This is a genomic window from Burkholderia sp. 9777_1386 (genome assembly GCF_015712265.1).
Lineage (GTDB): Bacteria > Pseudomonadota > Gammaproteobacteria > Burkholderiales > Burkholderiaceae > Burkholderia > Burkholderia cenocepacia.
This window is the reverse complement of sequence record NZ_JACCQB010000049.1, coordinates 1-26,185: the sequence shown is the minus strand read 5'-3', so window position 1 is coordinate 26,185 and position 26,185 is coordinate 1. Positions and strand designations below refer to the sequence as shown.

The 26,185-nt window shown below is 67.5% G+C and carries 23 protein-coding genes and 1 tRNA gene; 11 read left to right on the top strand and 13 right to left on the bottom strand.

The window, feature by feature from the left end; translation table 11 throughout:
- The first annotated feature begins 22 nt into the window (after positions 1–22).
- A complete protein-coding gene (locus tag H0X91_RS27675) occupies positions 23–1,219 on the top strand; it encodes a glycosyltransferase family 87 protein (protein WP_084750518.1) in 1,197 nt (398 codons plus the stop codon).
- A 23-nt stretch (positions 1,220–1,242) separates the two neighbouring features.
- On the opposite strand, the gene H0X91_RS27670 is transcribed toward H0X91_RS27675, so the two are convergent.
- From H0X91_RS27670 to H0X91_RS27655, 4 genes are all read right to left on the bottom strand, one after another.
- On the bottom strand, positions 1,243–1,722 hold the full coding sequence (locus tag H0X91_RS27670) for a DNA-deoxyinosine glycosylase (RefSeq protein ID WP_006490664.1): 480 nt from the start codon (positions 1,720–1,722) through the stop codon (positions 1,243–1,245).
- Entirely contained in the window at positions 1,722–2,318 is a 597-nt protein-coding gene (locus H0X91_RS27665) for a chorismate--pyruvate lyase family protein (RefSeq protein ID WP_006497067.1), read from the bottom strand. Before H0X91_RS27665 ends, H0X91_RS27670 begins: the two co-directional genes overlap by 1 nt.
- 8 nt (positions 2,319–2,326) lie before the next feature.
- Positions 2,327–4,225, bottom strand: a complete 1,899-nt coding sequence (htpG, locus tag H0X91_RS27660) for a molecular chaperone HtpG (protein WP_006497068.1) — start codon at positions 4,223–4,225, stop codon at positions 2,327–2,329.
- A 215-nt stretch (positions 4,226–4,440) separates the two neighbouring features.
- Positions 4,441–5,901 carry an aminotransferase-like domain-containing protein gene (locus tag H0X91_RS27655; protein ID WP_006483766.1) on the bottom strand — a complete coding sequence of 487 codons (1,461 nt, stop codon included), beginning with the start codon at positions 5,899–5,901 and terminating at the stop codon, positions 4,441–4,443.
- Positions 5,902–6,131: 230 nt separating this feature from the next.
- On the opposite strand from H0X91_RS27655, the gene H0X91_RS27650 reads away from it, so the two are divergent.
- The 7 genes from H0X91_RS27650 to H0X91_RS27620 all read left to right on the top strand — a co-directional run bounded on the left by H0X91_RS27650 (position 6,132) and on the right by H0X91_RS27620 (position 14,488).
- The gene (locus H0X91_RS27650) at positions 6,132–6,824 is read left to right on the top strand and encodes a VOC family protein (RefSeq protein WP_006494064.1); all 693 of its coding nucleotides are present in this window, start codon (positions 6,132–6,134) and stop codon (positions 6,822–6,824) included.
- 54 nt (positions 6,825–6,878) lie between these two features.
- Positions 6,879–7,787, top strand: coding sequence for a DMT family transporter (locus tag H0X91_RS27645; RefSeq protein WP_080330812.1), 909 nt, complete (start codon positions 6,879–6,881; stop codon positions 7,785–7,787).
- Positions 7,788–7,938: 151 nt separating this feature from the next.
- Positions 7,939–9,120, top strand: a complete 1,182-nt coding sequence (locus H0X91_RS27640; protein ID WP_006497073.1) for an aminotransferase-like domain-containing protein — start codon at positions 7,939–7,941, stop codon at positions 9,118–9,120.
- A gap of 42 nt (positions 9,121–9,162) precedes the next feature.
- Positions 9,163–9,621: a RidA family protein gene (locus H0X91_RS27635; protein ID WP_006478174.1), complete on the top strand. Its 459-nt coding sequence runs from the start codon at positions 9,163–9,165 to the stop codon at positions 9,619–9,621.
- A 13-nt stretch (positions 9,622–9,634) separates the two neighbouring features.
- A complete protein-coding gene (locus H0X91_RS27630) occupies positions 9,635–10,519 on the top strand; it encodes a PhzF family phenazine biosynthesis protein (RefSeq protein ID WP_048984612.1) in 885 nt (294 codons plus the stop codon).
- Positions 10,520–10,735: 216 nt separating this feature from the next.
- Positions 10,736–13,075, top strand: coding sequence for a bifunctional diguanylate cyclase/phosphodiesterase (locus tag H0X91_RS27625; RefSeq protein ID WP_196433529.1), 2,340 nt, complete (start codon positions 10,736–10,738; stop codon positions 13,073–13,075).
- A gap of 204 nt (positions 13,076–13,279) precedes the next feature.
- On the top strand, positions 13,280–14,488 hold the full coding sequence (locus tag H0X91_RS27620) for a chromate transporter (protein WP_006487623.1): 1,209 nt from the start codon (positions 13,280–13,282) through the stop codon (positions 14,486–14,488).
- 45 nt (positions 14,489–14,533) lie between these two features.
- Here H0X91_RS27620 and H0X91_RS27615 read toward each other — a convergent pair whose 3' ends face one another.
- A complete protein-coding gene (locus tag H0X91_RS27615) occupies positions 14,534–14,980 on the bottom strand; it encodes a multidrug/biocide efflux PACE transporter (protein ID WP_034178454.1) in 447 nt (148 codons plus the stop codon).
- A 112-nt stretch (positions 14,981–15,092) separates the two neighbouring features.
- Here H0X91_RS27615 and H0X91_RS27610 point away from each other — a divergent pair, with 112 nt between their 5' ends.
- On the top strand, positions 15,093–15,977 hold the full coding sequence (locus H0X91_RS27610; protein WP_060266999.1) for a LysR family transcriptional regulator: 885 nt from the start codon (positions 15,093–15,095) through the stop codon (positions 15,975–15,977).
- 53 nt (positions 15,978–16,030) lie between these two features.
- On the opposite strand, the gene H0X91_RS27605 is transcribed toward H0X91_RS27610, so the two are convergent.
- The 5 genes from H0X91_RS27605 to H0X91_RS27585 form a co-directional block, all read right to left on the bottom strand.
- Positions 16,031–16,489, bottom strand: coding sequence for a CopD family protein (locus H0X91_RS27605; protein WP_006487629.1), 459 nt, complete (start codon positions 16,487–16,489; stop codon positions 16,031–16,033).
- Between the two features lie 261 nt (positions 16,490–16,750).
- Positions 16,751–19,072, bottom strand: coding sequence for a DNA topoisomerase IV subunit A (parC, locus tag H0X91_RS27600; protein WP_196433528.1), 2,322 nt, complete (start codon positions 19,070–19,072; stop codon positions 16,751–16,753).
- A 69-nt stretch (positions 19,073–19,141) separates the two neighbouring features.
- Positions 19,142–21,124, bottom strand: a complete 1,983-nt coding sequence (gene parE, locus H0X91_RS27595; protein WP_006497076.1) for a DNA topoisomerase IV subunit B — start codon at positions 21,122–21,124, stop codon at positions 19,142–19,144.
- Positions 21,125–21,344: 220 nt separating this feature from the next.
- Entirely contained in the window at positions 21,345–23,294 is a 1,950-nt protein-coding gene (locus H0X91_RS27590) for an ATP-binding cassette domain-containing protein (RefSeq protein WP_428845260.1), read from the bottom strand.
- Between the two features lie 267 nt (positions 23,295–23,561).
- The gene (locus H0X91_RS27585; RefSeq protein WP_012328968.1) at positions 23,562–23,966 is read right to left on the bottom strand and encodes a DUF4399 domain-containing protein; all 405 of its coding nucleotides are present in this window, start codon (positions 23,964–23,966) and stop codon (positions 23,562–23,564) included.
- Between the two features lie 198 nt (positions 23,967–24,164).
- Here H0X91_RS27585 and H0X91_RS27580 point away from each other — a divergent pair, with 198 nt between their 5' ends.
- Both H0X91_RS27580 and H0X91_RS27575 read left to right on the top strand, forming a co-directional pair.
- Complete coding sequence (locus H0X91_RS27580) at positions 24,165–24,347, top strand: rubredoxin (RefSeq protein WP_006478164.1); 183 nt, start codon at positions 24,165–24,167, stop codon at positions 24,345–24,347.
- 148 nt (positions 24,348–24,495) lie between these two features.
- Positions 24,496–24,570, top strand: a tRNA-Arg gene (locus tag H0X91_RS27575).
- Positions 24,571–24,611: 41 nt separating this feature from the next.
- Here H0X91_RS27575 and H0X91_RS27570 read toward each other — a convergent pair.
- The 3 genes from H0X91_RS27570 to H0X91_RS27560 are packed head-to-tail and all read right to left on the bottom strand — an operon-like array spanning position 24,612 to position 26,042.
- Positions 24,612–25,388 (bottom strand): O-methyltransferase, encoded by a 777-nt coding sequence (locus tag H0X91_RS27570; RefSeq protein ID WP_369718848.1) that lies wholly within the window; start codon positions 25,386–25,388, stop codon positions 24,612–24,614.
- Between the two features lie 46 nt (positions 25,389–25,434).
- Positions 25,435–25,731 carry a 4Fe-4S dicluster domain-containing protein gene (locus H0X91_RS27565; RefSeq protein WP_006487655.1) on the bottom strand — a complete coding sequence of 99 codons (297 nt, stop codon included), beginning with the start codon at positions 25,729–25,731 and terminating at the stop codon, positions 25,435–25,437.
- Positions 25,732–25,733: 2 nt separating this feature from the next.
- On the bottom strand, positions 25,734–26,042 hold the full coding sequence (locus tag H0X91_RS27560) for a hypothetical protein (protein ID WP_006487637.1): 309 nt from the start codon (positions 26,040–26,042) through the stop codon (positions 25,734–25,736).
- Positions 26,043–26,185: the final 143 nt, after the last annotated feature.

Sequence of the window (26,185 nt, the reverse complement as noted above, 5' to 3'; positions counted from 1 at the left end):
ATGGCTCTCCCGAGAGCGGCTCGTGCTGTACAGCGCGGCCATCCTGCTGTTTCAGCTCGCGTTGCTGGGTATCTGGGCATTTTCGTGCTGGGTGCTGCATCTCCCCGGCGTGCCGCCTCCCGGCATCGACTTCCGGGTTTTCTGGAGCGCGTCCTTCGTGTCGCTCCACAGCGGGCCGCTCGCTGCCTTCGACCTTCGTCAGATGTTCGCGGCGGAAGCCCGCTTGCTGCCGGATTGGCCGCCCGCGCGGATCGCCGCGCCGTGGGTTTATCCCCCGACCTTCCAGTTGCTGGTGTATCCGCTGGCGTTGCTGCCCTACGCCGCTTCGTACGGCCTGTTCGTCGGCATCGGCATCGCTGTCGCGCTGGCGGCGTGCACGCTCGCGATGAAGGATCGCCCGCTGCCGTGGATCGCGCTCGTCGCGTTCCCCGGCATCTGGGTCACGACGATCTGCGGCCAGAATTCATTGCTGACCCTGGCGTGCGCCGCCGGCGCACTGGGATGGCTCGAACGACGTCCGGTCGTCGCCGGCGTATGCGCTGGCCTACTCGTCATCAAGCCGCAGCTCGCGCTCCTGTTCCCGGTGCTGTTCCTCTGCGGTGGACATGTCCGCGCGGTTGGCGCGATGGCCGTCACGGCCGCGCTGTTCTGCGCGGTCAGCGCGCTGGTGCTCGGCGTGCCGCCGTGGATGCGTTTTTTCGACACGCTGTCGTGGTTCAGCCACTTGATCCTGGCGAACAACGCGGGCGGAATCTGGAACGCGATGCCGACGCCGTTCGCGATGTCGCGACGGTCGGGCGCCAGCCTGCCGACCGCCTTTGCCGTGCAGGCGGCCGTCGCGATACCGGCCGTCGTTGCGACCGCGGGTCTATGGGCGAGGAAGAAGCATGCCGACCTGTGCGCGGCGGCGGCGATCGTTGCGACGCTGCTGACCCAGCCGTACCTCGTCTACTACGATCTCGCGTGGCTGCTGCTCGCGATCATTTACATGTGCAGGTATGACCGGGCAACCCGCGCGCTCGGGCGGGTGGACCATGCGGTCATGACGTTGGCGTGGGTCCTGCCGGGCCTCTCGTTTTTCTTCGTGTTCAAGCCCGCGATGGGACAACCGGGCGCCGTCCTGTTGCCGATTTTGCTGATCCTGATCGTCTACCGCGCCTTGCATCCGCGCGCGGCTGACGCGAGAACCTCGGTTGCCGTACGACAGTCGCCCGGCTAGCGCGGCGACGCTCCGACGCGACGCTATCGAACGGCGATCGCGCGCCACTGCGCGAGCTTCTGCTCGAACGACAGCATCGCATTCGCCGGGCTCGACGACGGCAACACGAGCGTCTCGTATCCGGCCTGGCCGATCACGTCCGCGAACCGCCCCGCCGTCTTGCCGTTGAAGCACACGCGCTTCAGCAACGGCGCATGCTCGCGCAGCGACGCGAAGTCGTTCGGCTTCGCATTGCGAATCGCGGAATCGAGACTGCCCTGACGATGGCACGCATCGAGCACATCCCAGATGCCGATGCCGTGCGACAGCACGCGCGCGAGCCGCGCGTCGTACGGCAGTTCATGCAGCGTCGGCTCGCCGAGCACCGCGCCGAGCAGCCGCCAGAACTGGTTGCGCGGATGCGCGTAGTACTGCGCGGCGTCGAGCGACGCCTCGCCCGGAAAGCTGCCGAGAATCATCGTGTGCGTATGCGGCGCGACGACCGGCGGAAAGCCCTGCAGCATCACGCGCCTCCGTGCGGCCCGACCGACCGCGGCCCGTCGCCGTGCGCGGCGAGATGGCGCCACAGCGCCGGCAGCATGCACTCGGTGACCATCAGCGGCTTGCCGTGACGCTGGAACACCGAGCGGCGCGCGGCAAACGCATGCGGCGCACGCGCGCCCTGCAATGCATGGCTCGCGAGCGCATACAGCGGATGACCGGCGATCACGCGCCGGCTCACGAGCGCCGAGCGCTCGACCTGCGGATCGCTGTACAGCAGCTCCGCGAGCGGCCGTGTGCGCAGCCGCCGCATGGCCTGCCACACCCCCTTGCTGGCCGCAAGCGGCGCAATGCTGTGCGCGGCGACGTACGGCGTGCCGTCGACCGACAGGATCACCTCGCGCACCCACATCGGCGCGCGCGGCGAACTGGCGAGCGCGTCCGGCTCGTCGAACCACGGCGAATCGACGGCCTCGCGCGTCACGCGCACGTTCACGCGGCCGAGCCGCGCGAGGTGCGCGGTCAGCGATCCGCCGCGCGTCAGCCAGTCGCGCTGGTCGAGCGTGCAGCCAGGCCGCGGCGTCTCGCGCCAGCCGGCCTGGGCGCCGTCGAATCGCATGCGCGCGTTCACGCGGCGCGCGACAGCAGCAGCGCGTTGGTCCGCTTCACGAAGCTCGCCGGGTCGTCGAGCATGCCGCCTTCGGCCAGCAGCGCCTGATCGAACAGCAGATGGCACCAGTCGCCGAAATCGGCGCTGTCGGCGTTCAGCTGCTTCACGAGCGCGTGCTCGGGATTGATCTCGAGGATCGGCTGCATCGCCGGCGCGTTCTGGCCGGCCGCCTTCAGCATCCGCTGCAGATAGCCGCTCATGTCGTTGTCGTCCGCGACGAGGCACGACGGCGAATCGGTCAGGCGGAACGTGACGCGCACTTCCTTCACCTTGTCGCCGAGCGCTTCCTTCATCTTCTCGACGACCGGCTTGATCGCCTCGCCGGCCTGCTCCTGCGCCTTCTTCTCCTCGTCGTTCAGCTCGCCGAGATCGAGATCGCCGCGGGCCACGCTCGCGAGCGGCTTGCCGTCGAATTCGTGCAGGAACGAAAGCATCCATTCGTCGACGCGGTCGGTCAGCAGCAGCACCTCGACACCCTTCTTGCGGAACACTTCGAGATGCGGGCTGTTCTTCGCGGCCTGCCAGGTATCGGCGGTCACGTAGTAGATCTTGCTCTGCTCGGGCTTCATGCGCGACACGTAGTCGGCGAGCGACACGTCCTGCGCGTCGGTGTCGCCGTGCGTCGACGCGAAGCGCAGCAGCTTCGCGATGCGCTCGCGGTTCGCGTGATCCTCGCCGAGGCCCTCCTTCAGCACCTGGCCGAACGCGCCCCAGAACGTCTTGTACTTCTCCTTGCCGGCATCCTCTTCCGCGTTCGCGAGTTCCTCGAGCATCGACAGCGCGCGCTTGGTCACGCCCTCGCGGATCGCCTTCACGTCGCGGCTTTCCTGCAGGATTTCACGCGACACGTTCAGCGGCAGGTCGGCCGAATCGACCACGCCCTTCACGAAGCGCAGGTATTGCGGCAGCAGTTGCTCGGCGTCGTCCATGATGAATACGCGCTTCACGTACAGCTTCAGGCCGCCGCGATAGTCGCGGTTCCACAGGTCGAACGGCGCGTGCGCCGGCACGAACAGCAGCTGCGTGTATTCGCTGCGACCCTCGACGCGGTTGTGCGTCCACGTGAGCGGATCCTGGTGATCGTGCGCGATGTGCTGGTAGAACTGCGTGTACTGCTCGTCGGTGACGTCGCTCTTCGAACGCGTCCACAGCGCGCTCGCCTGGTTGACGGTTTCGTCCTCGTCCTTCAGGACCATCTCGCCCTTTTCCTGATCCCACTCTTCCTTGCGCATCAGGATCGGCAGCGCGATGTGGTCGGAGTACTTCTGGATGATCGACTTCAGGCGGTGCGACGACAGCAGGTCGTCCTCGCCTTCGCGCAGGTGCAGCGTGATCGTCGTGCCGCGCTGCGCGCGCTCGATCGCGTCGATCGTGAAATCGCCCTCGCCGGCGCTTTCCCAGCGCACGGCCTGGTTCGCCGGCAGGCCCGCGCGGCGCGTCTCGACGGTGATCTTGTCGGCGACGATGAAGCCCGAGTAGAAGCCCACGCCGAACTGGCCGATCAGCGCCGCATCCTTCTGCTGGTCGCCCGACAGCTTCGTGAAGAATTCCTTGGTGCCCGACCGCGCGATCGTGCCGAGGTTCGCGATCGCCTCGTCGCGGCTCATGCCGATGCCGTTGTCGTCGATCGTGATCGTGCGCGCGGCCTTGTCGTAGCCGATGCGGATGCGCAGGTTCGGATCGTTCTCGTACAACGCGTTGTCCGCGAGCCCCTCGAAACGCAGCTTGTCGGCCGCGTCGGACGCGTTCGACACCAGTTCGCGCAGGAAGATTTCCTTGTTGCTGTAGAGCGAATGGATCATCAGGTGGAGGAGTTGCTTGACCTCTGCCTGAAAGCTCATCGTTTCGTGTGCCATGGATGCTGTTTCCTCTTACTAGAACTGAAAAGGGGTGACGCCGGCGCCCGGCGCGCGATGCCGGCGGCCCCGCGAAAGACGGCGCGTCCGGGACGGCGCGTCCGGGACGGCCCGTGTGGGACGGCCCGTGTGGGACGACCGCCTGGCGCCGGCGGTTTGCGCGCGTATCTGGGGACGGCTCGGACAATTTCAAGAGCCGGCCTTGCCGCGCCGCGTCACGACGCGCGCCGCACCGCCGAGTCGATATAGCTCGCCAGCAGCCCCGGCAGCGCCGGATCGCCGCAGTTCGCGACGTTGAAGCGCATCCACGTGGACGGCGACTGCTGCGGCGAGAACAAGCTGCCCGGCGTCAGCAGGAAGCCGGCTTCGTGCGCGACCGCCGCGAGCGCGTCCGAATCGACGCCCGTGTCGGCCCACAGGAACATCCCGGCCGCGGGCATCGTGAAGAGCCCGAGCCCGGTGCGCTCGAGCATCCGCGCGGTCTTGTCGCGCACGCCGTCGAGCCGGGCGCGCAGCCGCTCGACGTGGCGCCGGTAATGCCCTTCGGTCAGGATCTTGTACAACACGCGCTCGTTGAGCTCGGGCGTGGTCATCCCGACCAGCATCTTCTGGTCGGTGATCGCTTTCGCGATTTCCGGCGCGCACGCGACGTAGCCGACCCGCAGGTTCGCCGCGAGTGTCTTCGAATAGCTGCCGAGATAGATCACGCGCTTCAGCTGGTCGAGGCTCGCGAGGCGCGTGGCCGGATAGCTGGGCGGGCACAGGTCGCCGTATATGTCGTCCTCGACGACCAGGAAATCGTAGGCCTCCGCGAGCTTGAGGATCCGGAACGCCTGCGCGGCCGACAGCGATGTGCCGGTCGGGTTCTGCAGCACCGAATTGATCACGAGCATCTTCGGCCGCCACATCTGCACCAGGGTTTCGAGCGCGTCGAGGTCGGGGCCGTCGGGCGTATACGGCATCCCGACGAGCTGCGCGCCCTGCGCCGCGAAACGGCCGAACATCTGGAACCACGCGGGATCGCCGACGATCACCGCATCGCCCGGGCGCATGTAGATCCGCGAGATCAGGTCGATCGCCTGCGTGATGCCCGACACCAGCACGATCTGTTCGGGCTTCGCGCCGATCTCGACTTCGGCGAGACGCGTCTGCAGTTGCTGGCGCAGCGGCAGGAAACCCTGCGCGGTGCCGAAACCGAGCATCTGCGCGCCCGACTGGCGCCCGAGCGCGCGCAGCGCGCCGGTGATCAGCTCGCCGTCGAGCCAGCGCCCCGGCAGGTAGCCGAGGCCGGGACCCTTCTCCGGGCTGACGGTATGCAGCATGTTGCGCAGCAGCCAGACGACGTCGATCGTGTTGTGCACGGGCGCGGCCTCGGCCACCCGCGCGACGCTGTCGGCCGGCTGCGGGCCGGCGCCCGTGCGCTCGCGCACGTAGAAGCCGGAGCCGCGCCGCGAGTCGAGGTAACCCTGCGCGACGAGGCGCTCGTAGGCCTCGACGACGGTGAAGCGCGACACGCTCTTGTCGAGCGCGAGCTTGCGGATCGACGGCATGCGCATGCCGGGACGGAACACGCGTTCGTCGATACGCCGCCGCGCCCACTGGACCAGCTGGTCGACGAGCGTGAGCGTGGCCGTGTCGTGCGGCGCGGGAATCTGGGCGAGTGGGACGGTGGACATGGGCGGCAGCTCCAACTGTACCGAAGGCTATCGCGCCGATTGTACCGTTACTGTGCCGGTAGCGACGATTACAGTTGACCGGAATGGCGATCGTGCGGCCGCCGTTGCGGCCCCGCCGCACCTGGCGCTGCGCCCGCCGGCCCGCTTCGCGGCCGGGTGCGCCGGCCGGTCCGGCGCCGCCCGGCCCGCCGTCCGCCTACCATGACACTTTCGCTTCCCGACCGACGCTCATGCCAGCCCGCTCCCTGACACTCGACCATCTCGTGATTGCCGCGCGCACCCTCGACGAAGGCGTGCGCCATGTCGCCGACGCACTCGGCATCGAGCCGGCCGGCGGCGGCCGCCATCCGCTGATGCGGACCCACAATGCGCTGTTCGGCGCGTGGGGCGGGCTCTACCTCGAAGTAATCGCGATCGACCCCGATGCGCCCGCGCCGGACGACGGCACGAAGCCGCCGCGCGCGCGGCTGTTCGGGCTCGACGATCCGGCGCTCCAGGCGCGGCTCGCGCAGGGCCCGTTTCTCGCGCACTGGGTGGCGCGCGTCGACCGCCCGCGCCAGCTTGCGTTGTGGCAGCGCCAGTACCCGGCGCGCATCGCGCCCGTCGTCGCGATGCGGCGCGGCGACCTGAGCTGGGGCCTCACGGTGCCCGACGACGGCAGCTTCCCCGCATGGCAAGGCGCCGGCGACGGCCTCGTGCCGTCGCTGATCCAGTGGGACAGCCCGCGTCATCCGGCCGAATCGCTGCCGGCCGACGGCGTCGCGCTGAAGGCGCTCAAGGGCGTCCACCCGCACGCGGATACGGTCCGCGAGCAACTCGACTGGCTCGGCGCCGCGCACCTGCTCGACCTCGAATCGACCGACGGTCCGCCGGCGCTGGCCGCCGAATTCGACACGCCGCACGGCGCACGCACGCTGCGCTGACCGCCCCGCCGCTTTCCCGACGACAACGACCTGCACGACGGAGACACCCACGACATGAATTCGCGCGAAACCCGGGGCATGCTGCTCGGCCTCATCGGCGTGATGATCTTCAGCCTGACGCTGCCGATGACGCGCATCGTCGTATCCGAGCTCAATCCGCTGCTCAACGGGCTCGGCCGCGCGCTCGCCGCCGCCGTGCCGGCCGGCCTGCTGCTGTGGTGGCGCCGCGAGCCGCTGCCGAGCCGCGCGCAACTGAAAAGCCTCGCGATCACGTCGGCCGGCGTGATCATCGCGTATCCGGTGTTCTCGGCCTGGGCGATGAAATCGGTGCCCGCCTCGCACGGCGCGGTGGTCAACGGCTTGCAGCCGCTGTTCGTCGCGCTGTATGCGGCCTGGCTGTCGCACGAACGGCCGTCGAAGGCGTTCTGGGCCAGCGCGGTGGCCGGCAGCGCGCTCGTGATCGCGTTCGCGCTGCGCGACGGTGGCGGCACCGTGCAGGCCGGCGACGCGCTGATGCTCGTCGCGGTCGGCATCGGCGCGCTCGGCTATGCGGAAGGCGCGCGCCTCGCGCGCCAGATCGGCGGCTGGCAGGTGATCTGCTGGGCGCTCGTCGTGTCGGCGCCGGTCCTCGTGCTGCCGGTCGGCTGGCTCGCGTGGATGCAGCACGCCGCGCATCCGGGCCCGCTCGCGCTGCGCACGTGGCTCGCGTTCGGCTACGTGACCCTCTTTTCGCAATTCATCGGCTTTTTCGCGTGGTATGCGGGGCTCGCGATGGGCGGCATCGCGCGGGTCGGCCAGGTGCAACTGCTGCAGATTTTCTTCACGATCGCCTTTTCCGCGCTGCTGTTCGGCGAAACGGTCACGTCGTCGACGTGGCTGTTCGCGGCCGCCGTGATCGCGACCGTGGTGCTCGGGCGCCGCTCGGCGGTCGCCACGGCCCCGCGTCCCGCTCGCGCCGGCTGAACAGCTGCGCCATAATGGACGTTTTGCCTGATCGGTTTGCCCACCCGGCCGCGAAGGCTTCATCGCGTTCGCGCTCGCCCACCCGGCGGCGTCGAAGCGATTCGCCCGAACGACCTTTCTTGACTGACCACGATATCCGAACGAGGAGACTATGAATCCGAGCGACCTGCATCCGCCGCACTGGCAGCTTTCCGAACGCGCCCGCAAGCTGACGAGCTCTGCGATCCGCGAGATCCTGAAGGTCACGGAACGCCCCGAGGTCATCTCGTTCGCCGGCGGCCTGCCCGCCCCCGCGACGTTCCCGGCGGAACGCATGCGCGCCGCCGCCGACCGCGTGCTGCGCGACGCGCCGGCCGCCGCGCTCCAGTACAGCGCGACCGAAGGCTACCTGCCGCTGCGCGAATGGATCGCCGAGCGCTACAGCGTGCGCGTGTCGCAGGTGCTGATCACGACCGGCTCGCAGCAGGCGCTCGACCTGCTCGGCAAGGCGCTGATCGACCCGAACAGCCCGATCCTCGTCGAAACGCCGACCTACCTCGGCGCGCTGCAATCGTTCTCGCTGTACGAGCCGCGCTACGTGCAGGTGCCGACCGACGAGCAGGGCCTGCTGCCGGAAGGCCTCACGCCCGGACTCACGCAAGGCGCGCGCCTGCTGTACGCGCAGCCGAACTTCCAGAACCCGACCGGCCGCCGCCTGCCCGTCGAGCGCCGCCGCGCGCTCGCCGCGTTCGCGCAGACGAGCCCGTTCCCGGTGCTCGAGGACGATCCGTACGGCGCGCTGAACTACCAGGGCGAGCCGCTGCCGACGATGCTGTCGATGGCGCCCGACCACGTCGTGCACCTCGGCACGTTCTCGAAGGTGCTCGCGCCGGGCCTGCGGATCGGCTACATCATCGCGCCCGAGGAACTCCACTTCAAGCTCGTGCAGGCCAAGCAGGCCACCGACCTGCACACGCCGACGCTCACGCAGCGCATCGCGCACGAAGTGATCAAGGACGGCTTCCTCGACGAGCACATCCCGACGATCCGCGCGCTCTACAGCGCGCAATGCGACGCGATGCTCGGCGCGCTCGCGCGCCACATGCCGGAAGGCGTCACGTGGAACCGCCCGGAAGGCGGGATGTTCATCTGGGTGAACCTGCCCGCGCAGATCGACAGCATGAAGCTGCTCGCCGCGGCCGTCGACAACCACGTCGCCTTCGTGCCGGGCGCGCCGTTCTTCGCGGAGAACGCGCAGCAGAACACGCTGCGCCTGTCGTTCGTGACGGTGCCGCCCGAGAAGATCGAGGAAGGCGTCGCGCGCCTCGGCAAGCTGCTGCGCGAGCGCCTCTGATCCCCTTTTTCCTGTCACGACTCTCTACGAGGAATCGAACACATGGCTAACGTCTACGACAAACTGAAATCGCTCGGCATCGAACTCCCGACCGCCGGCGCCCCGGCTGCCGCCTACGTGATGAGCGCGCAAAGCGGCAACACGGTCTACCTGTCCGGCCACATCGCGAAGAAGGACGGCAAGGTCTGGGCCGGCAAGCTCGGCGCGGATCTGCAAACGGAAGACGGCAAGGCCGCCGCCCGCTCGATCGCGATCGACCTGCTCGCGACGCTGCACGCGCACACCGGCGACCTGAACAAGGTCACGCGCATCGTCAAGCTGATGAGCCTCGTCAACTCGACGCTCGACTTCACCGAACAGCACGTCGTGACGAACGGCGCGTCGGAGCTGATCGCGGAAGTGTTCGGCGACGCGGGCAAGCATGCGCGCTCGGCATTCGGCGTCGCGCAGATCCCGCTCGGCGCGTGCGTCGAGATCGAACTGATCGCCGAAGTCGCGTAACGGGCACATCGCGATGTCCGGCCGTCTCGTTCGTTTCAAGCAGGTCGACGTGTTCACGTCGGCGCCGTTCAAGGGCAATCCGCTTGCCGTGGTGTTCGACGCCGATTCGCTCGGCGACGACGCCATGCTCGAGATCGCCCGCTGGACGAACCTGTCGGAAACGACGTTTCTCTGCACGCCCACCGATCCGGAAGCCGACTATCGCGTGCGGATCTTCACGACGGGCGGCGAACTGCCGTTCGCCGGTCACCCGACGCTCGGCACCGCGCATGCGTTCCTCGAAAGCGGCGCGCGGCCGCGCACGCCGGGCCGGCTGATCCAGCAGTGCGGAGTCGGCCGGGTCGCGCTGCGCGAGCAGGCCGACGGCTGGGCGTTCGCCGCGCCGCCGGCACGCGTCACGCCGCTCGACCGTTCGGACTACGCGGTACTGGCCGCCGCGCTGCGCAGCGACGCGCTCGACCTCGATGCCGAGCCGTGCGCGGTCGACAACGGCGCGCCGTGGCTGGTCGTGCGGCTGAAGTCGGCCGATGCGTGCATCGGCCTGTCGCCCGATCCGGCCGCGCTGGCCGCGCTCACCCGGCGTTACGGCGTGGACGGCCTCGCCGCCTACGCGCCGCATGCCGAAGGCGGCCCCGCGACGTTCGAGATCCGCTGCCTGATGACAGGCGGCCAGTTCGGCACGCCCGGCGAGGACCCCGTCACCGGCAGCGCGAACGCCGCGCTGGCCGGACTGCTGACGCGCCAGGCACGCCGCCCCGGCCCGTCGTATACGGCCCGCCAGGGCACGGCGATCGGCCGCGACGGCCGCATCTTCGTCAGCTACGACGAAGACGGCACGACCTGGATCGGCGGCCGCGTCGTCACGGTCGTCGACGGCACGTTTCGGTCACCCGACTGACATTTCGCGATGTGCGATGGCGCCGGCTCGTCCGGCGCCCTACGCTTCACCCAACTATCGCAAAAACGTTCCAGCCAGTAATATCGGGCCTAATCCGTTGTTTCGGAGGTCTGTCCATGGTTGCGCGTCCCGCGAACGAACAGACGTCGGGACAATCCGAACCATAGCCGGCCATCCAGACGGATGGCGCACGCGAGCAGGACGCCGCCCTCTTCGATGAGTTCCGCCCGGTCCAACCACACGCCGCCGAACCGGCCGCTGCGCGCGCCGCGCAAATCGCGCCGGCGTGCGCTGTTTGCCATCCCGCTGCTCGGGATGCTGGCGCTCGCGCTGCTGTGGGCCGTGATCATCGCGCGTCTGTCCGTTGAAAAGGACAGCGCGTACAAGGAAGCGGCGGCCTCCGCGGCGATCCTGTCGTCCGCGCTCGAGCAGCATACGGTCAAGGCGATCCACCAGGTCGACCAGATCACCCGCTTCGTCAAGTTCGAATTCGAGAAATCGCCGGCGCGCTTCAATCTCGCGAGCGCCGTCGAGAAAGGCGTCGTGCCGAGCGACACGCTGATCCAGGTGTCGCTCGTCAACGCGAAGGGCATCCTGTTCGCGAACACCGCCGAACTCCATCCGCAGCCGATCAACCTGTCCGACCGCGAGCACTTCAAGGTCCACCTCGCGCACAACGATGATCGCCTGTTCATCAGCAAGCCGGTGCTCGGCCGCGTGTCGAGCCACTGGACGCTGCAGATGACGCGGCGCCTGAACAACCCGGACGGCAGCTTCGCGGGCATCGTCGTGGTGTCGGAAGACCCGAGCTACTTCACGAACGATTTCTACAACAACGCGGCCATCGGCAAGGAAGGCGTGATCGCGGTCGTGTCCGACACGGGCGCGGTGCTCGCGCGGCGCACGGGGTCGGTCAACAACGCGCCGGGCGCGTTTTCGGCCTCGGGCGTCTACCCGATCGCGGAGCGGGTGACCGGCACGATCATCGATCCGATCGACGGCGTGACGCGCATCGTGTCGTACCGCCACCTCGACGGCTACCCGCTCGCCGTGATGGTCGGGCTGTCGCAGACGGAAGAGTTCGCGGACTACACGCACACGCGCAACGTCTACCTGCTGATGACGAGCTTCATCACGCTCGCGATGCTCGCGTTCTTCGGCGTCGCGACGGGCCTGATCGGCAAGCTGCTCGGCCGCGAGCGCGAAATGACGCAGCTCGCCGAATACGACCTGCTCACCGGCCTCGCGAACCGCTATGCGACGCTGCGCGGGCTGCGCAACGACGTGTCGATGCCCGCGAGCCTGTCGCGGCTCGGCCTGCTGTTCATCGATCTCGACAAGTTCAAGACCGTCAACGACACGCTCGGCCACAACGCCGGCGACATCGTGCTGCAGATGACCGCATCGCGCCTCGCCGACGCGGTCGACGACGAAGGCTCGCTCGCGCGCATCGGCGGCGACGAGTTCGTGGTCGTGATGAAGGGCGACGACGTCGAGCGGCGCGCGGTGCGGCTCGCGGAAGCGATCATCCGGATGTTCAGCGAGCCGTTCGACGTACGCGGCAGCTCGTTCGTGCTGCATGCGAGCATCGGCATCGCGCTGCACACCGTCGCGAACGAAAGCGAGATCGACCTGCTGAAAAAGGCCGACCTCGCGATGTACAGCGCGAAGGACGCCGGCAAGAACTGCTACCAGTTCTATGCGCCGCACCTGTCGCACCGCGCCGACCACCTGATGCGCTGGGAGCAGCAGTTGCGCGTCGCGCTCGCCGAGGGGCAGCTGTTCCTCGCGTACCAGCCGAAGATCGACCTCACGCACCGTACGATCACCGGCTTCGAGGCGCTGGCACGCTGGGATCACCCCGAGCACGGCGTCATCTCCGCGAACGAATTCATTTCGATCGCCGAATCGACCGGCCTGATCGTGCCGATCGGCGACTTCGTGATCCGCACCGCGTGCGAGCAGATCGCGCGCTGGCGCGACGAAGGCCACGACACGCTGACGCTCGCGGTCAACATCTCGCCCGTGCAGTTCTGGCGCGGCGACCTGATCGAGACGATCTCGCAGGCGCTGCAGGACACCGGCATCGACGCGAACCGGCTCGAGATCGAGATCACCGAAACCGCGATGATGGAATATCCGGAGCTCGTGTCCGAAAAGATCGTCGCGCTGAAAAAGCTCGGCATCCGGATCGCGCTGGACGATTTCGGCACCGGCTATTCGTCGCTGTCGTACCTGCACCGCTTCTCCGTCGACACGCTGAAGGTCGACCGCTCGTTCGTGCAGGCGATCCCGAACGATCGCAGCGTGTGCGTGATGGTGTCGTCGATCGTGCATCTCGCGCGCTCGCTCGGGCTGACCGTCGTCGTCGAGGGCACGGAGACCGAGGAGCAGATCACGTGGCTGTCCGCGCTCGGCGAAATCGAGGCGCAGGGCTTCCTGTTCTCGCGCCCGGTGCCGGCCGACGCGATTCCCGCGCTGATCGCACGCTTCGGCGTGCGCGGCGATCGTCCGAACGTCGTCGCGCATCGCGCGACCGGCAGCACCGGCGCCTGAACAGCCGCACCGCTGCTGCCGCGGCGCGCGTTGCGCACCGCCGCAATTGTTTCGTGTTCCGATCCGATCGTTTAGTTCATTAACTGGTGTTTTCGCGCATGGCAGTGTCATGATGCGCGGCGGACAATCGGGAGGGCCGACGTGTCGGCGGGCCGCCGGCACGGCCCTACGCGAGAGATCCGGCCCTGCGCCAACCACACAATCATGACAACCGTCGAAGTCGAAGCGACCACGCGTGTCGAAGAGGCACCCGCATCCCTGTGGGCCTTGTTCAAGGTCGTCGCCGGCATTTCGGCCGTCTCGTGGGGCGGGCTTTCGATGATGGCGCAACTCGAACGCCATTACGTGGAGCGGCTGCAGCGCATCGAGCCGCACGTTTTCGGCGATCTCGTCGCGCTCGCGTGGCTCGTACCGGGCCCCGTCGGCTGCAACGTTGCCGTGCAGGTCGGGCAGACGCTGCACGGCCGTGCCGGCGCATGGGTCGCCGGCATGGCGAGCGTGCTGCCGTTCTCGATCCTGATGACGCTGTTCGCGATCTTCTATCAGACGCCGCTCGTGCGCTCGCTTGCCGCGCCGATGCTGATCAATCACTTCGGGATGGTGCTCGCCGCGCTGATCGGCGTCACGTGGGTCAAGCAGTTGCGCTCGCTCGCGCGCACGCGGCTCGAACAGGCGATCGCCGCGCTCTCGACGATTCTGCTCGCTTTCGCGCATAGTCCGGCCGCTTTCGTCGGGATTCTGTTCGCCGCGTTTGCAGCGGGCTGGCTGACGGGGCCGCCGCAACGCGACGCGGTCGATTTCACGCTGTCGAAGCGCGACCGCAGCCTGCTCGTGCTGCTCGGCGTGCTGGTGCTGCTGTTCGCGGTGCCGTTGCCCGGCGATTACCAGGCGCAATTGCTGTGGCCGCGGCTCGCGGGCGCCGGCATGACGCTGTTCGGCGGCGGCTTCTCCGCGCTGCCGGTGCTCAAGACGCTGTTCGTCTCGCCGGCGACCGGCATCTCCGATCACGACTTCACGCTGGCGTTCGCGCTGTCGCCGGTCGCGCCGGGGCCGTTGCTGAACGTGGTGCCGTTTCTCGGCTACCTGACCGACGGCTGGGTCGGCGCGCTGCTCGCCACCGCCGCGCTGTTCATTCCGTCGGGATGCCTCGTCGTGTTCGCGCAGAACCACCTGCTCCGGCTCAAGCGCCATTCGCGCTTCGAGCACGGGATGCGCCTGCTGCGCGCGGCGACGACGGGCTTTCTCGTGGTCGCCGTCGTCAAGATCCTGCATCGCGAACCGGCCGACCCGGTTTACTGGCTGACGGGCGCCTTCGCGACGCTGTGCTTCACGCGCTTCAAGGTGCCCGTTTATGCCGTATACGGCGCGGTCGCCGTGGCCTGCAGCGTGTGGCTGTGGGCCGCCGCGCACTGACGGGCGGCGGCCGTCGCGCTGCCCGGCCGGGTTCGCCTCACCGGCTCAACCGGCCCGCATCGCGACCCGGCGTGCCATCCAGCGGGCGCGCAGCGCGTCGTACGCGAGGTTGAAGCAGAACGTGTAAGGCAGGAAGAACAGCACGATGCCCAGGTCGAGCAGCAGCGCCTCGACGAGGCTCACGTTCAGCCACCATGCGGCCACCGGCACCACCATCGCGACGAGGCCGAGTTCGAACGTCACCGCATGCGCGATCCGCATGCCGAGCGTGCGCGACAACCCGGCCCGCCGCTCGAAGCGGTCGAACAGCGCGTTGAAGGTCATGTTCCACGCCATCGCGATCAGCGACACCATCACCGTCAGCACGCCGACGTGCGACACCGGCATGTCGAGCAGCCACGCGCCGATCGGCGCGCACAGCGCGATCGCCACCAGCTCGAACGTCAGCGCGTGCAGCAGGCGCTCCGTCACCGTTTTGTTGATCTGTTTCATGATTCGCTCCAATGCGTTACCTGATCCATGGCGGCCATTTTGATCGGCAATACCGTATGAATCCAGTTTGATATCATCGGTTTTACCGATATATCACCGCCTGGAGCACTGCATGCACCACGCCCCCGAAGCCCTGCTCGCATTCGCCGAAGCGGCGCTGCTCGGCTCGTTCACGGCCGCCGCGCGCAAGCTCGGCAAGCGCCAGTCGACCGTGTCGGAAGCGATTGCGAACCTCGAAATCGATCTGGGCGTGCCGTTGTTCGATCGCTCGACGCGCACGCCGACGCTCACCGACGCCGGCCGCGCGCTGCTGCCGCAGGTACAGCGCGCGCTCGAGGCCAGCGCGGCGATCGACCGCACGGCCGCCCGGCTCGCGCACGGCGAGGAAGCGCGGCTCACGCTCGTCGTCTCCGATACGTACCAGTCGAAGCGCTACGAAGAGACACTGATGGCGCTCGAACGGCGCTTTCCGGCGCTCGAGCTCGAATGCCAGATCGCCGAGCACGACGACGTGCTCGACCTGATCCAGCAAGGCCGCGCGCAACTCGGGCTGATGGCCGCGCGCGCGGCCTACCCGGCCGATATCGGCGCGGCGACGGTGGCGGAGGAATCGGAGATCGGACTGTTCGTCGGCCGCACGCACGCGCTTGCCGAATACGGCGACGCCGAGGTGCCGCACGCGGCGCTGCGCGACGTGCGCGAACTGCGCCTCAATACCTACGTGAAGACGGAAGGTCGCGGCACCGACGACCGGATCGTCGTCGGCACGCAGCACTGGCTGGCGCCGAGCTACCTGATGCTGCTGGAGATGGCGGTGCTGGGGTTCGGCTGGGCGGAACTGCCGCGCTGGATGGTCGAGCACTTCGCGCGCGACCGCCTGTGCGAGCTGCGCTCGCGCGGCTGGCCGCGCCGCGTGCGGGTGGATGCGGTGTGGTCGCGCAACCGGCCGCTCGGGCCGGCCGGTTCATGGCTGCTCGACGCGATGCTGGCCGCGTAGCGCCGCGTGCCGCCAGGCCCGCGGCGACCCGGCAGCGGCCGGACGCCGGCCGGTCAGAAACCGCGCGACAGCACGGCCGCGCCGATCGTGACGACGCCGAGCACGAGATTCACGACGACGAGCAGGCGTACCGCGTTCACCGCGCGCGCGCCGTCCGGCCAGTTCTGCGCCTGCACCGCACGGCGAATGCGCGGGAACAGCGCGAAGCGGATGTGCCCGAAGATCAGCATCATCACGACGCCGAGCCCGGCCATCGCATGCAGCGACCACGTCGCGTGTGCGCCGCCGAAGCTCGTCAGCAGGAAACCGCCGGACAGCAGGATCACGATCACGGCCCCCGACACCCAGTTGAAGAAGCGGCCGAACACGCCTTCGATCAGCGGCAACCGCAACTGCGGCGACAGGTCGGACAGCGCCGGGCGCAGGCAGAAGTGCGCGAAGACCATCCCGCCCACCCACACGGCGACGGCCAGCAGGTGAAGAAACAGCGCGACGGCAACGGCGTGGGACATGGCGACGATCCTGTATGAGGGGGGGCAGCGAACGGCCGCGTCGCGCGCGGCATCAAGCGACGTTCGACCAGCCAGTCGCGTCGCGGTTCAGACCCTCAGCGCGATTTCACACTATTTTGCAAATTCCGCGTGACAGCGCCACGCTTGCTTACCCGAATCCCCGCGTCAAAAAGAAAAAGCCGCACGGCCGCCGAAGCGGACGTGCGGCCATCGATCGCGGCCGAACCGTCGAACCGGACGATCCGGACGCCCCGCGCGGCGTCAGCCGAGCAGCGGGCGCAGCTCGTTGACGACCTTGAGCTTCGTCTCCGGCGTGCGGCCCTTGCGTGCGCGCTTGCCGATGTGCGGCGCGAGCCCGGCGTACGACAGCGTGTCGTCCTGCGCCTTGCCGCCGCGGCCGGTGCCGATCAGCACGACGCCGGCCGGATCGATCGCCAGCGCCTGCACGAGCGTTTCCTTGTCGTCGAGCGCCATCAGGATCACGCCGCGCCCGCCGCCGGACAGCGTCTTCATCTCGTCCATCCCGAACACCAGCAAGCGCCCGCCGCTCGACAGGCACGCGACCTGCGTCGCGTTCGGCAGTACCGGCATCGGCGCGAGCGGCACCGCGCCCGCATCGATCGTCATGAAGGACTTGCCGGCCTTCACGCGGCTCACCATGTCGCCGACCTTCGCGAGGAAGCCGAAGCCGTTGCTCGACGCGAGCAGCAACTGCTGGTCGGCCGGCGCCGCGTAGTAGTGCATCAGGTGCGAGCCCGATTCGAGCTCGATCAGCGACGTGACCGGCACGCCGTCGCCGCGCCCGCCCGGCAGCACCGACACGTCGACCGAATACACGCGGCCGCTGCTGCCCCATGCGATCAGGCGATCCGGCGTGCGGCACTGGAACGCCGCGTACAGGTGGTCGCCTGCCTTGAACGTGAAGCCGGCCGGGTCGAGCCCGTGGCCCTTCAGCGCGCGCACCCAGCCCTTCTGCGACACGACGACCGTCACCGGCTCGTCGACCACCTTCGCCTCGAACGTCGCGCGCTTTTCCTGCTGGATCAGCGTGCGGCGATCGTCGCCGTACTGCTTCGCGTCGGCCTCGATCTCCTTGATCATCAGCCGCTTCATCGCGCTGTCGTTGGCGAGCAGCTCCTCGAGCTTCGCCTTCTCGTCGCGCAGCGCTTCGAGTTCCTTCTCGATCTTGATCTTCTCGAGCCGCGCGAGCTGGCGCAGGCGGATTTCGAGAATGTCCTCGGCCTGCCGCTCGCTGAGGCCGAACGCGCTTATCAGCGCGGCCTTCGGCTCGTCCGACTCGCGGATGATGCGGATCACCTCGTCGATGTTCAGGAAGACGATCATCCGCCCTTCGAGGATGTGGATGCGGTCGTCGACCTTCGCGAGACGATGGCGGCAACGGCGCGTCATCGTCAGCTGGCGGAACTTCACCCATTCGTCGAGGATCGTCAGCAAGCCCTTCTGGCCCGGCCGGCCATCCGCGCCGATCATCACGAGGTTCAGCGTCGCGTTCGATTCGAGGCTCGTGTACGCGAGCAGCGTGTTCACGAATTCCGTCTGGTCGATCGTGCGCGACTTCGGCTCGAACACGAGCCGCACCGCCGCTTCCTTGCCCGACTCGTCGCGCACTGCGTCGAGCAGGTCGAGCATCGCCTTCTTCGTGTTGAGCTGCTCGGGCGTCAGCGTCTTCTTGCCGAGCTTGAGCTTCGGGTTGGTCAGTTCCTCGATTTCCTCGAGCACCTTCTGGCCCGACGTGTTCGGCGGCAGTTCGGTCACGACGAGCTGCCACTGGCCGCGCGCGAGATCCTCGATCTTCCACTTCGCGCGCACCTTCAGGCTGCCGCGCCCCGTTTCGTACGCCGCCGAGATTTCGGTGTCGCTCGAGATGATCTGGCCGCCGCCGGGGAAATCCGGACCGGGAATCAGGCTCATCAGCTCCGCGTGCGTGAGCTTCGGATTGCGGATCAGCGCGACCGCCGCGGCCGCGACTTCGCGCAGGTTGTGCGACGGGATTTCGGTCGCGAGGCCGACCGCGATGCCCGACGCGCCGTTCAGCAGCACGAACGGCATGCGGCTCGGCAGCGTCTTCGGCTCCTCGAACGAGCCGTCGTAGTTCGGCATGAAGTCGACCGTGCCCTGGTCGATCTCGTCGAGCAGCAGCTTCGCGATCGGCGTGAGGCGCGCTTCCGTGTAACGCATCGCCGCCGCGCCGTCGCCGTCGCGCGAGCCGAAGTTGCCCTGCCCGTCGATCAGCGGGTAGCGCAGCGAGAAATCCTGCGCGAGCCGCACCAGCGCGTCGTACGCCGACTGGTCGCCGTGCGGATGGTATTTACCGAGCACGTCGCCGACCACGCGCGCCGACTTCACCGGCTTCGCGTCCGGGCCAAGACCCATTTCGTTCATCGCGAACAGGATCCGGCGCTGCACCGGCTTCTGGCCGTCGCACACGTCGGGCAGCGCGCGGCTCTTCACGACGCTGACCGCGTAGCTGAGATACGCCTGCTCCGCGTAATTGCCGAGCGTCAGCGCTTCGGCATCCGGTGCATCGGACCCGGCAAAGAGATCGGAAGTATTGTCGTCCATCTGAATTCCGTATTCGTAAGTGGCGTGAGGCCGGGCCGGGCGTCATGCCCGGCCGCGCGGATGCTCCGCTTAAATGTCCGCTTCGACGTCGTTGCCCTTTTCCTCGAGCCAGCCGCGCCGCGCGGCTGCCTCGCCCTTGCCCATCAGCATCGTCATCCGCGCGACCGTCGCCTCGTAGTCGAGCTCGCCGAGCTTCACCGGCATCAGGCGGCGCGTGTCGGGGTTCATCGTCGTGTCCCACAGCTGCTCGGCGCTCATTTCGCCGAGGCCCTTGAAGCGGCTGATGCTCCACTGCGTGTCGCGCACGCCGTCCTTGCGCAGCTTGTCGAGGATCGCCTCGAGCTCGCCGTCGTCGAGTGCATAGAGCTTCTGTGCGGGCTTCTTGCCGCGCGCGGGCGCATCGACGCGGAACAGCGGCGGGCGCGCGACGTACACGTGGCCGCGCTCGATCAGCTGCGGGAAATGCTTGAAGAACAGCGTGAGCAGCAGCACCTGGATGTGCGAGCCGTCGACGTCAGCGTCCGACAGGATGCAGATCTTGCCGTAGCGCAGGTTCGACAGGTCGACGCCGTCGTCCGGGCTGTGCGGATCGACGCCGATCGCGACCGAGATGTCGTGCACCTCGTTGTTCGCGAACAGGCGGTCGCGCTCGGTTTCCCACGTGTTCAGCACCTTGCCGCGCAGCGGCAGGATCGCCTGGTATTCCTTGTCGCGGCCCATCTTCGCGGAGCCGCCCGCCGAGTCGCCCTCGACGAGGAACAGTTCGTTGCGCGCGATATCTTCCGTCTCGCAATCGGTCAGCTTGCCGGGCAGCACCGCGACGCCCGAGCTCTTGCGCTTCTCGACCTTCTGGCCCGCGCGCGTGCGCGCCTGCGCCTGCTTGATCACGAGTTCGGCGAGCTTCTTGCCGTGCTCGACGTGCTGGTTCAGCCACAGTTCGAGCGCCGGACGCGAGAACGACGACACGAGCTTCACCGCGTCGCGGCTGTTCAGCCGCTCCTTGATCTGCCCCTGGAACTGCGGATCGAGCACCTTCGCGGACAGCACGAACGACACGCGCGCGAACACGTCTTCCGCGAGCAGCTTCACGCCCTTCGGCTGCAGGTTGTGCAGCTCGACGAAGCTCTTCACCGCCTGGTAGAGACCATCGCGCAGGCCCGACTCGTGCGTGCCGCCGGCCGGCGTCGGAATGAGGTTCACGTACGACTCGCGCACGAGCGAACCTTCCTCGCTCCATGCGACGACCCACGACGCGCCTTCGCCCTCGGCGAAGGTTTCGTCGGTCGAACGCGAATCGGCGAAACGCTCGCCTTCGAACAGCGGGATCAGCAGCTCGCTGCCGTTCATTTCGTCGAGCAGGTAGCCGCGCAGGCCGTCTTCGTACTTCCACGTCTGGCGCTCGCCCGTCTTCTCGTTGACGAGCACGACCTCGACGCCCGGCAGCAGCACGGCCTTCGAGCGCAGCAGGCGCTGCAGCTCGCCGAGCGGCAGGTTCGGCGAATCGAAGTACTTCGGATTCGGCCACACCTGCACGCGCGTGCCGGATTTCTTCTCGCCGCGCCCCGCCGCCTGCGTCGCGAGCGGCTTGACCACGTCGCCTTCCGCGAAGCCGAGCTCGGCCATCTTGCCGTCGCGCCAGACCGTCACGTCGAGTCGCGTCGCGAGTGCGTTCGTCACCGATACGCCGACGCCGTGCAGGCCGCCCGAGAACGTATACGCGCCGCCCGCGGCCTTGTCGAACTTGCCGCCCGCGTGCAGGCGCGTGAACACGATCTCGACGACCGGCACGCCTTCTTCGGGGTGCATGCCGAACGGGATGCCGCGGCCGTCGTCCTCGACCGAGACCGACTGGTCGGCGTGCAGCGTGACCGTGATCTGCTTGCCGTAGCCGCCGAGCGCCTCGTCGGACGCGTTGTCGATGACTTCCTGGATGATGTGCAGCGGATTCTCGGTACGGGTGTACATGCCGGGCCGCTGCTTGACCGGCTCGAGACCCTTGAGCACCTTGATCGATGCTTCGCTATAGGCCGCGCTGGGTTTCTTCGTTGACATAGGCGCTGAATTTCGTCATTCATCGGGACGTTGTCCACATCTCGTGTGGATAACGTCGTGGACAAAACGTTGAGTTCCGTAAAAAAGCGAATCGAAACAACGGTGTGCTTGGACTGCTCCGAAAGCGGGCGCGCGGCGTGCGCTGCGCGCCCCTGAACGCGCGGTATTTTACTGGTTCCGCGTGGCGCGCCAATCGCGGGATCGGCGCGCGCCGCACGCGTCACACCGGCTTGCGCTTCGCCTCGAGCGTTTCCCACCGTTCGAGCGCGGCGAGCAATTCGTCGTCGATAGCCGCGAACCGCTCGGTCAGGCGCGTGCCTTCCTGCGGGTCCTTCGCGAAAATGGAGCCGTCCTCGAGTTGTGCATTGATCGTCTTCTGCTCGGCTTCGAGCGCGGTGATCTTCTCCGGAAGGGAATCGAGCTCGCGCTGCTCGTTGAACGACAGCTTCACCGTGCGCTGCGCGTTGCGGCCGGCCGCGCTCTTCGCCGGCTCGTCCTTCGCGGGCGCCGCTTCCTTGACCGCGCGCTTCGCCGCTTCCTGCTGCGCGAGCTGCTCCGAGCGCTCGCTCTGGATCTGCCAGTCGGTGAAGCCGCCGACATATTCGCGCCACTTGCCGTCACCCTCCGCCGCGATCACCGACGTCACGACGTTGTCGAGGAACGCGCGATCGTGGCTGACGAGCAGCACCGTGCCGTCGTAGTCGGCCAGCAGCTCTTCGAGCAGTTCGAGCGTCGGGATGTCGAGGTCGTTGGTCGGTTCGTCGAGCACCAGCACGTTGGCCGGGCGCGCGAACAGGCGCGCGAGCAGCAGCCGGTTGCGCTCGCCGCCGGACAGCGACTTCACCGGCGAACGCGCGCGTTCCGGCGCGAACAGGAAATCGCCGAGATAGCTCATCACGTGCTTGCGCACGCCGCCGATCTCGACCCATTCGCTGCCGGGGCTGATCGTATCCGCGAGGCTCTTCTCCTGGTCGAGCTGCGCGCGCATCTGGTCGAAATACGCGACCTGCAGGTTCGTGCCGGTGCGCACCGTGCCTTCGTCGGGCTTCAGGTCGCCGAGGATCAGTTTCAGCAACGTGGTCTTGCCGGCGCCGTTCGGGCCGACGAAGCCGATCTTGTCGCCGCGCATGACCGTCGTCGAGAAGCGGTCGACCACCGTGCGGCCGCCGTAACGCTTCGTCACGTCGGTCAGCTCCGCGACGATCTTGCCGGACTTCTCGCCCTGCGCGACGTCCAGCTTCACGTTGCCCTGCGCATTGCGGCGCTCCGCGCGCTCGTTGCGCATCTGCACGAGCCGCGCGATGCGGCCCACGCTGCGCGTACGGCGCGCTTCGACGCCCTTGCGGATCCACACTTCTTCCTGCGCGAGCAGCTTGTCGAACTTCTCGTTCTCCACCCGCTCGACTTCGAGCTGCTGCGCCTTGCGCGTCTGGTACGCGGAAAAATTGCCCGGGTACGACAGCAGCCGGCCGCGATCGAGCTCGACGATGCGCGTCGCGACGCGGTCGAGGAATGCGCGATCGTGGGTGATGAACAGCAGGCCCGCGCGCTGCGCGACGAGCAGCTCTTCCAGCCAGCGGATGCCGTCGAAGTCGAGGTGGTTGGTCGGCTCGTCGAGCAGCAGCACGTCGGGCTGCAGCACCAGCGCGCGCGCCAGCGCGACGCGCTTCTGCATCCCGCCCGACAGCGCTTCGACGCTTGCGTCGACGTCCTGCAGGCCGATCTGCGCGAGCGTCATCGACACGCGGGTGCGCCAGTTCCACGCGTCGTGCGCGTCCAGCGACGACTGCAGCGCGTTCATCCGCGCGAGCAGCGCATCGTGTTCGGCACCTTCCGGGATCTCCGCGAGGCGGTGCGCGATCGAATCGTATTCTTCGAGCAGTTCGCGCGTATGCGCGAGCCCTGACGCGACCGCGTCGAACACCGTCGCGCCCGGCTCGAATTCGGGCTCCTGCGGCACGTAGACCGTCACGAGCTCCTGCTGGCGCGTGACCAGCCCGTCGTCGGGCTTCGCGAGATCGGCGACGATCTTCAGCAGCGACGACTTGCCCGCGCCGTTGCGGCCGATCAGGCCGACCCGCTCGCCGGCTTCCAGCGAGAAATCCGCGTGATCGAGCAACGCGACGTGACCGAACGCGAGCTGCGCGCCGGTAATGGAATAGAGCGACATGGGGAGACGGCGAAGAGAGAAATCGGAAGCGCCCATTGTACCGGGCGCGCGGGCCGGGATCGGCTTGGCTGGACGGACGAGCGCCGCGGGATGCGCTTGAAGCGCGTCGGCGCGATGCCGGGAGCGGGTTGCGGACGGTTTTTCGCTTTGGATGCCGGCCGTCGTTTACGTGCCCGCGTAAACGGCCGAACGCCGGCCGGATGCCCGCGGCCGGCCGATCGACCGATCCCGTGCGCGGCGCGGCGAGCGCCGGCGCGGGACGTGCGATTATTTCACGTTGACCGTGATCGTCGAGCTCAGTTCGGGACCGTACGAACGGTGCGCGCCGTCACCGAGCTGCAGCGTCAGCGTATGCTGGCCAGGCGGCAGCTTCACGTCGGTTTCGGTCTGGGCCTTGCCGAAATGCAGCGAATGGTCGGTCGCCGGGATCACGTCGCCCTTCGGCACCGGCTTGCCGTCGATCAGCAGATGATGATGACCGGTATCCGGGGTCATGTCGCCGGCCGGCTTGAGCGCCATGCCTTCGAGACCGAACTTCACGTGCACGGGGCTCGACACCGTCGCGCCGTCCTGCGGCTCGACGAAGAACACACGCGCTTCGGCGCGCGCGAGCGTCGATACGGCCAGCGCCGCGACACAGACTGCACCCGCGATCCACTTTCTGTTGAGCATCGTTTCCTCCTTCAGATTGACAGGCTCACGAAGCATACACTGCATGCCCGACCGACGCGACGGCGCCGGTTGTTCGCGATGCGTACGTTTAAAACGACGTTGCGCAGGCGTTCGGCGAAATTCCGGTACCATTGCGCCTTTCGTCCGCCGGCCAGGCTGCGGACGGCATCGCCGAATTTTCATTATCCCGAGCGCAACATGAGCGAAGTAACCGAATACCAGAGCTGGGTCTGCCTGATTTGCGGGTGGGTCTACAACGAAGCGGAAGGGCTGCCCGACGAAGGCATTCCGGCCGGCACGCGTTTCGCCGACATTCCGGCGGACTGGCGCTGCCCGCTGTGCGACGTGGGCAAGGAAGATTTCGTCGTCGTCGATTTCTGATTTTCCGTTTCGATCGCGGTTGATTACGCGATACGCGCGTCGCGGGGGCATTCCGCCCCGCCGACGCGCCGCGCGTTTGCTATACTCTGCGCGCTGTCCACACCGCCGTCCGGTTCGCCTTCTTTTGCGCGAATGCCCGGATATGGCTCTCCCCGTAGTTCAATGGATAGAACAAGCGCCTCCTAAGCGCTAGATACAGGTTCGATTCCTGTCGGGGGGACCAGCCCAGCTCCATGCCTCCCCGGATTCACAAGAACTCCCCGCTCAAGCAACGACAACCGTAAACTCAACCCCCGACTCAAAATCCAGCGTCGTAGTCGAAAACCGCGGCTCCTCGTCGAGGTATTGCTTGTACGGTCGCACGGCGTCCTCGGCCGTGTACATGTTGTCGGCCAGCACGACCGATCCGGGCCGCAGCAGGCGCTCGATCTGCTTGAACAGCTTCAGATAGGCGTCGGCCCAGACGTCGATAAACACCATGTCGACAGTCCCGTCCAGCCCGGCAACCGTGTCGAACACATCGCCCTCCCGCACGTCGACATAGGCCTCCAGGCCCGCAGTTTCGACGTGGTCGCGCAAACGCGCGCACTTGAGCGCATCGCCTTCGGTCGCGATGACCACGCCACGGCCCAACGTCCGCAGCGCGTCGGCGAAATACAGGGTCGACACACCGCAGGAACTGCCGAGTTCGAGAATTCTGGTCGGCCGTTGCGCGAGCACCATGTTGCGCAAGAACCTTCCCGTTTCCGCCGACACGGCCAACGATAGCGCACTGCCCGCCGACGACTCGAAATCTTCGGTGAACAGGCCGAACGTTTCGAGAAACCGCCCTCGCAACCTCGGGGCGAGTGCTTCGTATTCGTCGACGAGCGTCGGAAACGCCTCGTTCGGCCCCTGGAACTGCGCGCGGGCGCGGGCGATGATTTCGCGCTGGCTCTCTTCATGAAGCCGTTGCAAAAGAGCGTGGGTGGTAGAAACCAAGTGCGTTCCTTGATGAGTTTGATCACGTAGACGGCGTATCCAGCGACTGCTATCCGCCATCAGGCCTGCGGCGCTACCGCTCCATCATCGGCGAGCACGGGCGACGCTATGCCCTTCTCGCGAGCGTGATCGCGCGCTCGGGACACGCCGTCACGCAAAGCCCGCATGACCGACAGGCTTGCGCATTCGGCGTGTACGCGACCTTCATTCCATGCACGCGCAGCTTCAAGCGATGCATCAGACCGAGGTCGAGATAATCGGCCTCGTCGATGCGCCGGACCTCGAACACGTTTTCGGGGCAAACGGTGACGCAATCGCCCTTGCCTTCGCAACGCTTCAGATCGACGACCGGCGCAATCACGCCCGCCTTCTGCTTGCAGTCGGCCGCTGATTTCTCGCGCATGGTCACTCCTCCGTGGGCCGCTTGCCGCGCGACCGCCATGCGGCTCGGAACTGCTCGCGCTCTTCCGGCGTCATGGCTTCCCACTTGCGCCAGTGGCGCCGGCCGTGCCAGCCGCGGTGTCCGCGGAATCCGCCGAACAGGATGCGGCTCAACACGAGCAGGCCCAGCGCATGAGCGAAGTCGATCGTCCGGGCGCCAACGAATAGCGCCGGCATCACCCAGTTCCACAACATCATCACGACCCCACCGAGCACCCCGATGGCCACCACCACGAGCAGCGCCTTGCCCGCACATCTGATTCGAAAATTCATCCGTCGACTCCTCTAGGGAAACGCTGATCAATGGACCAACTTCCGAAGTTGCAGGCGAGATGGCTTCAAATTTTCTGGATGACGAAGCGAATCGGCGCTCAATTCAGTGAATTTGGCGCGTAAGCGAGCCTCCCTGCTCGCAT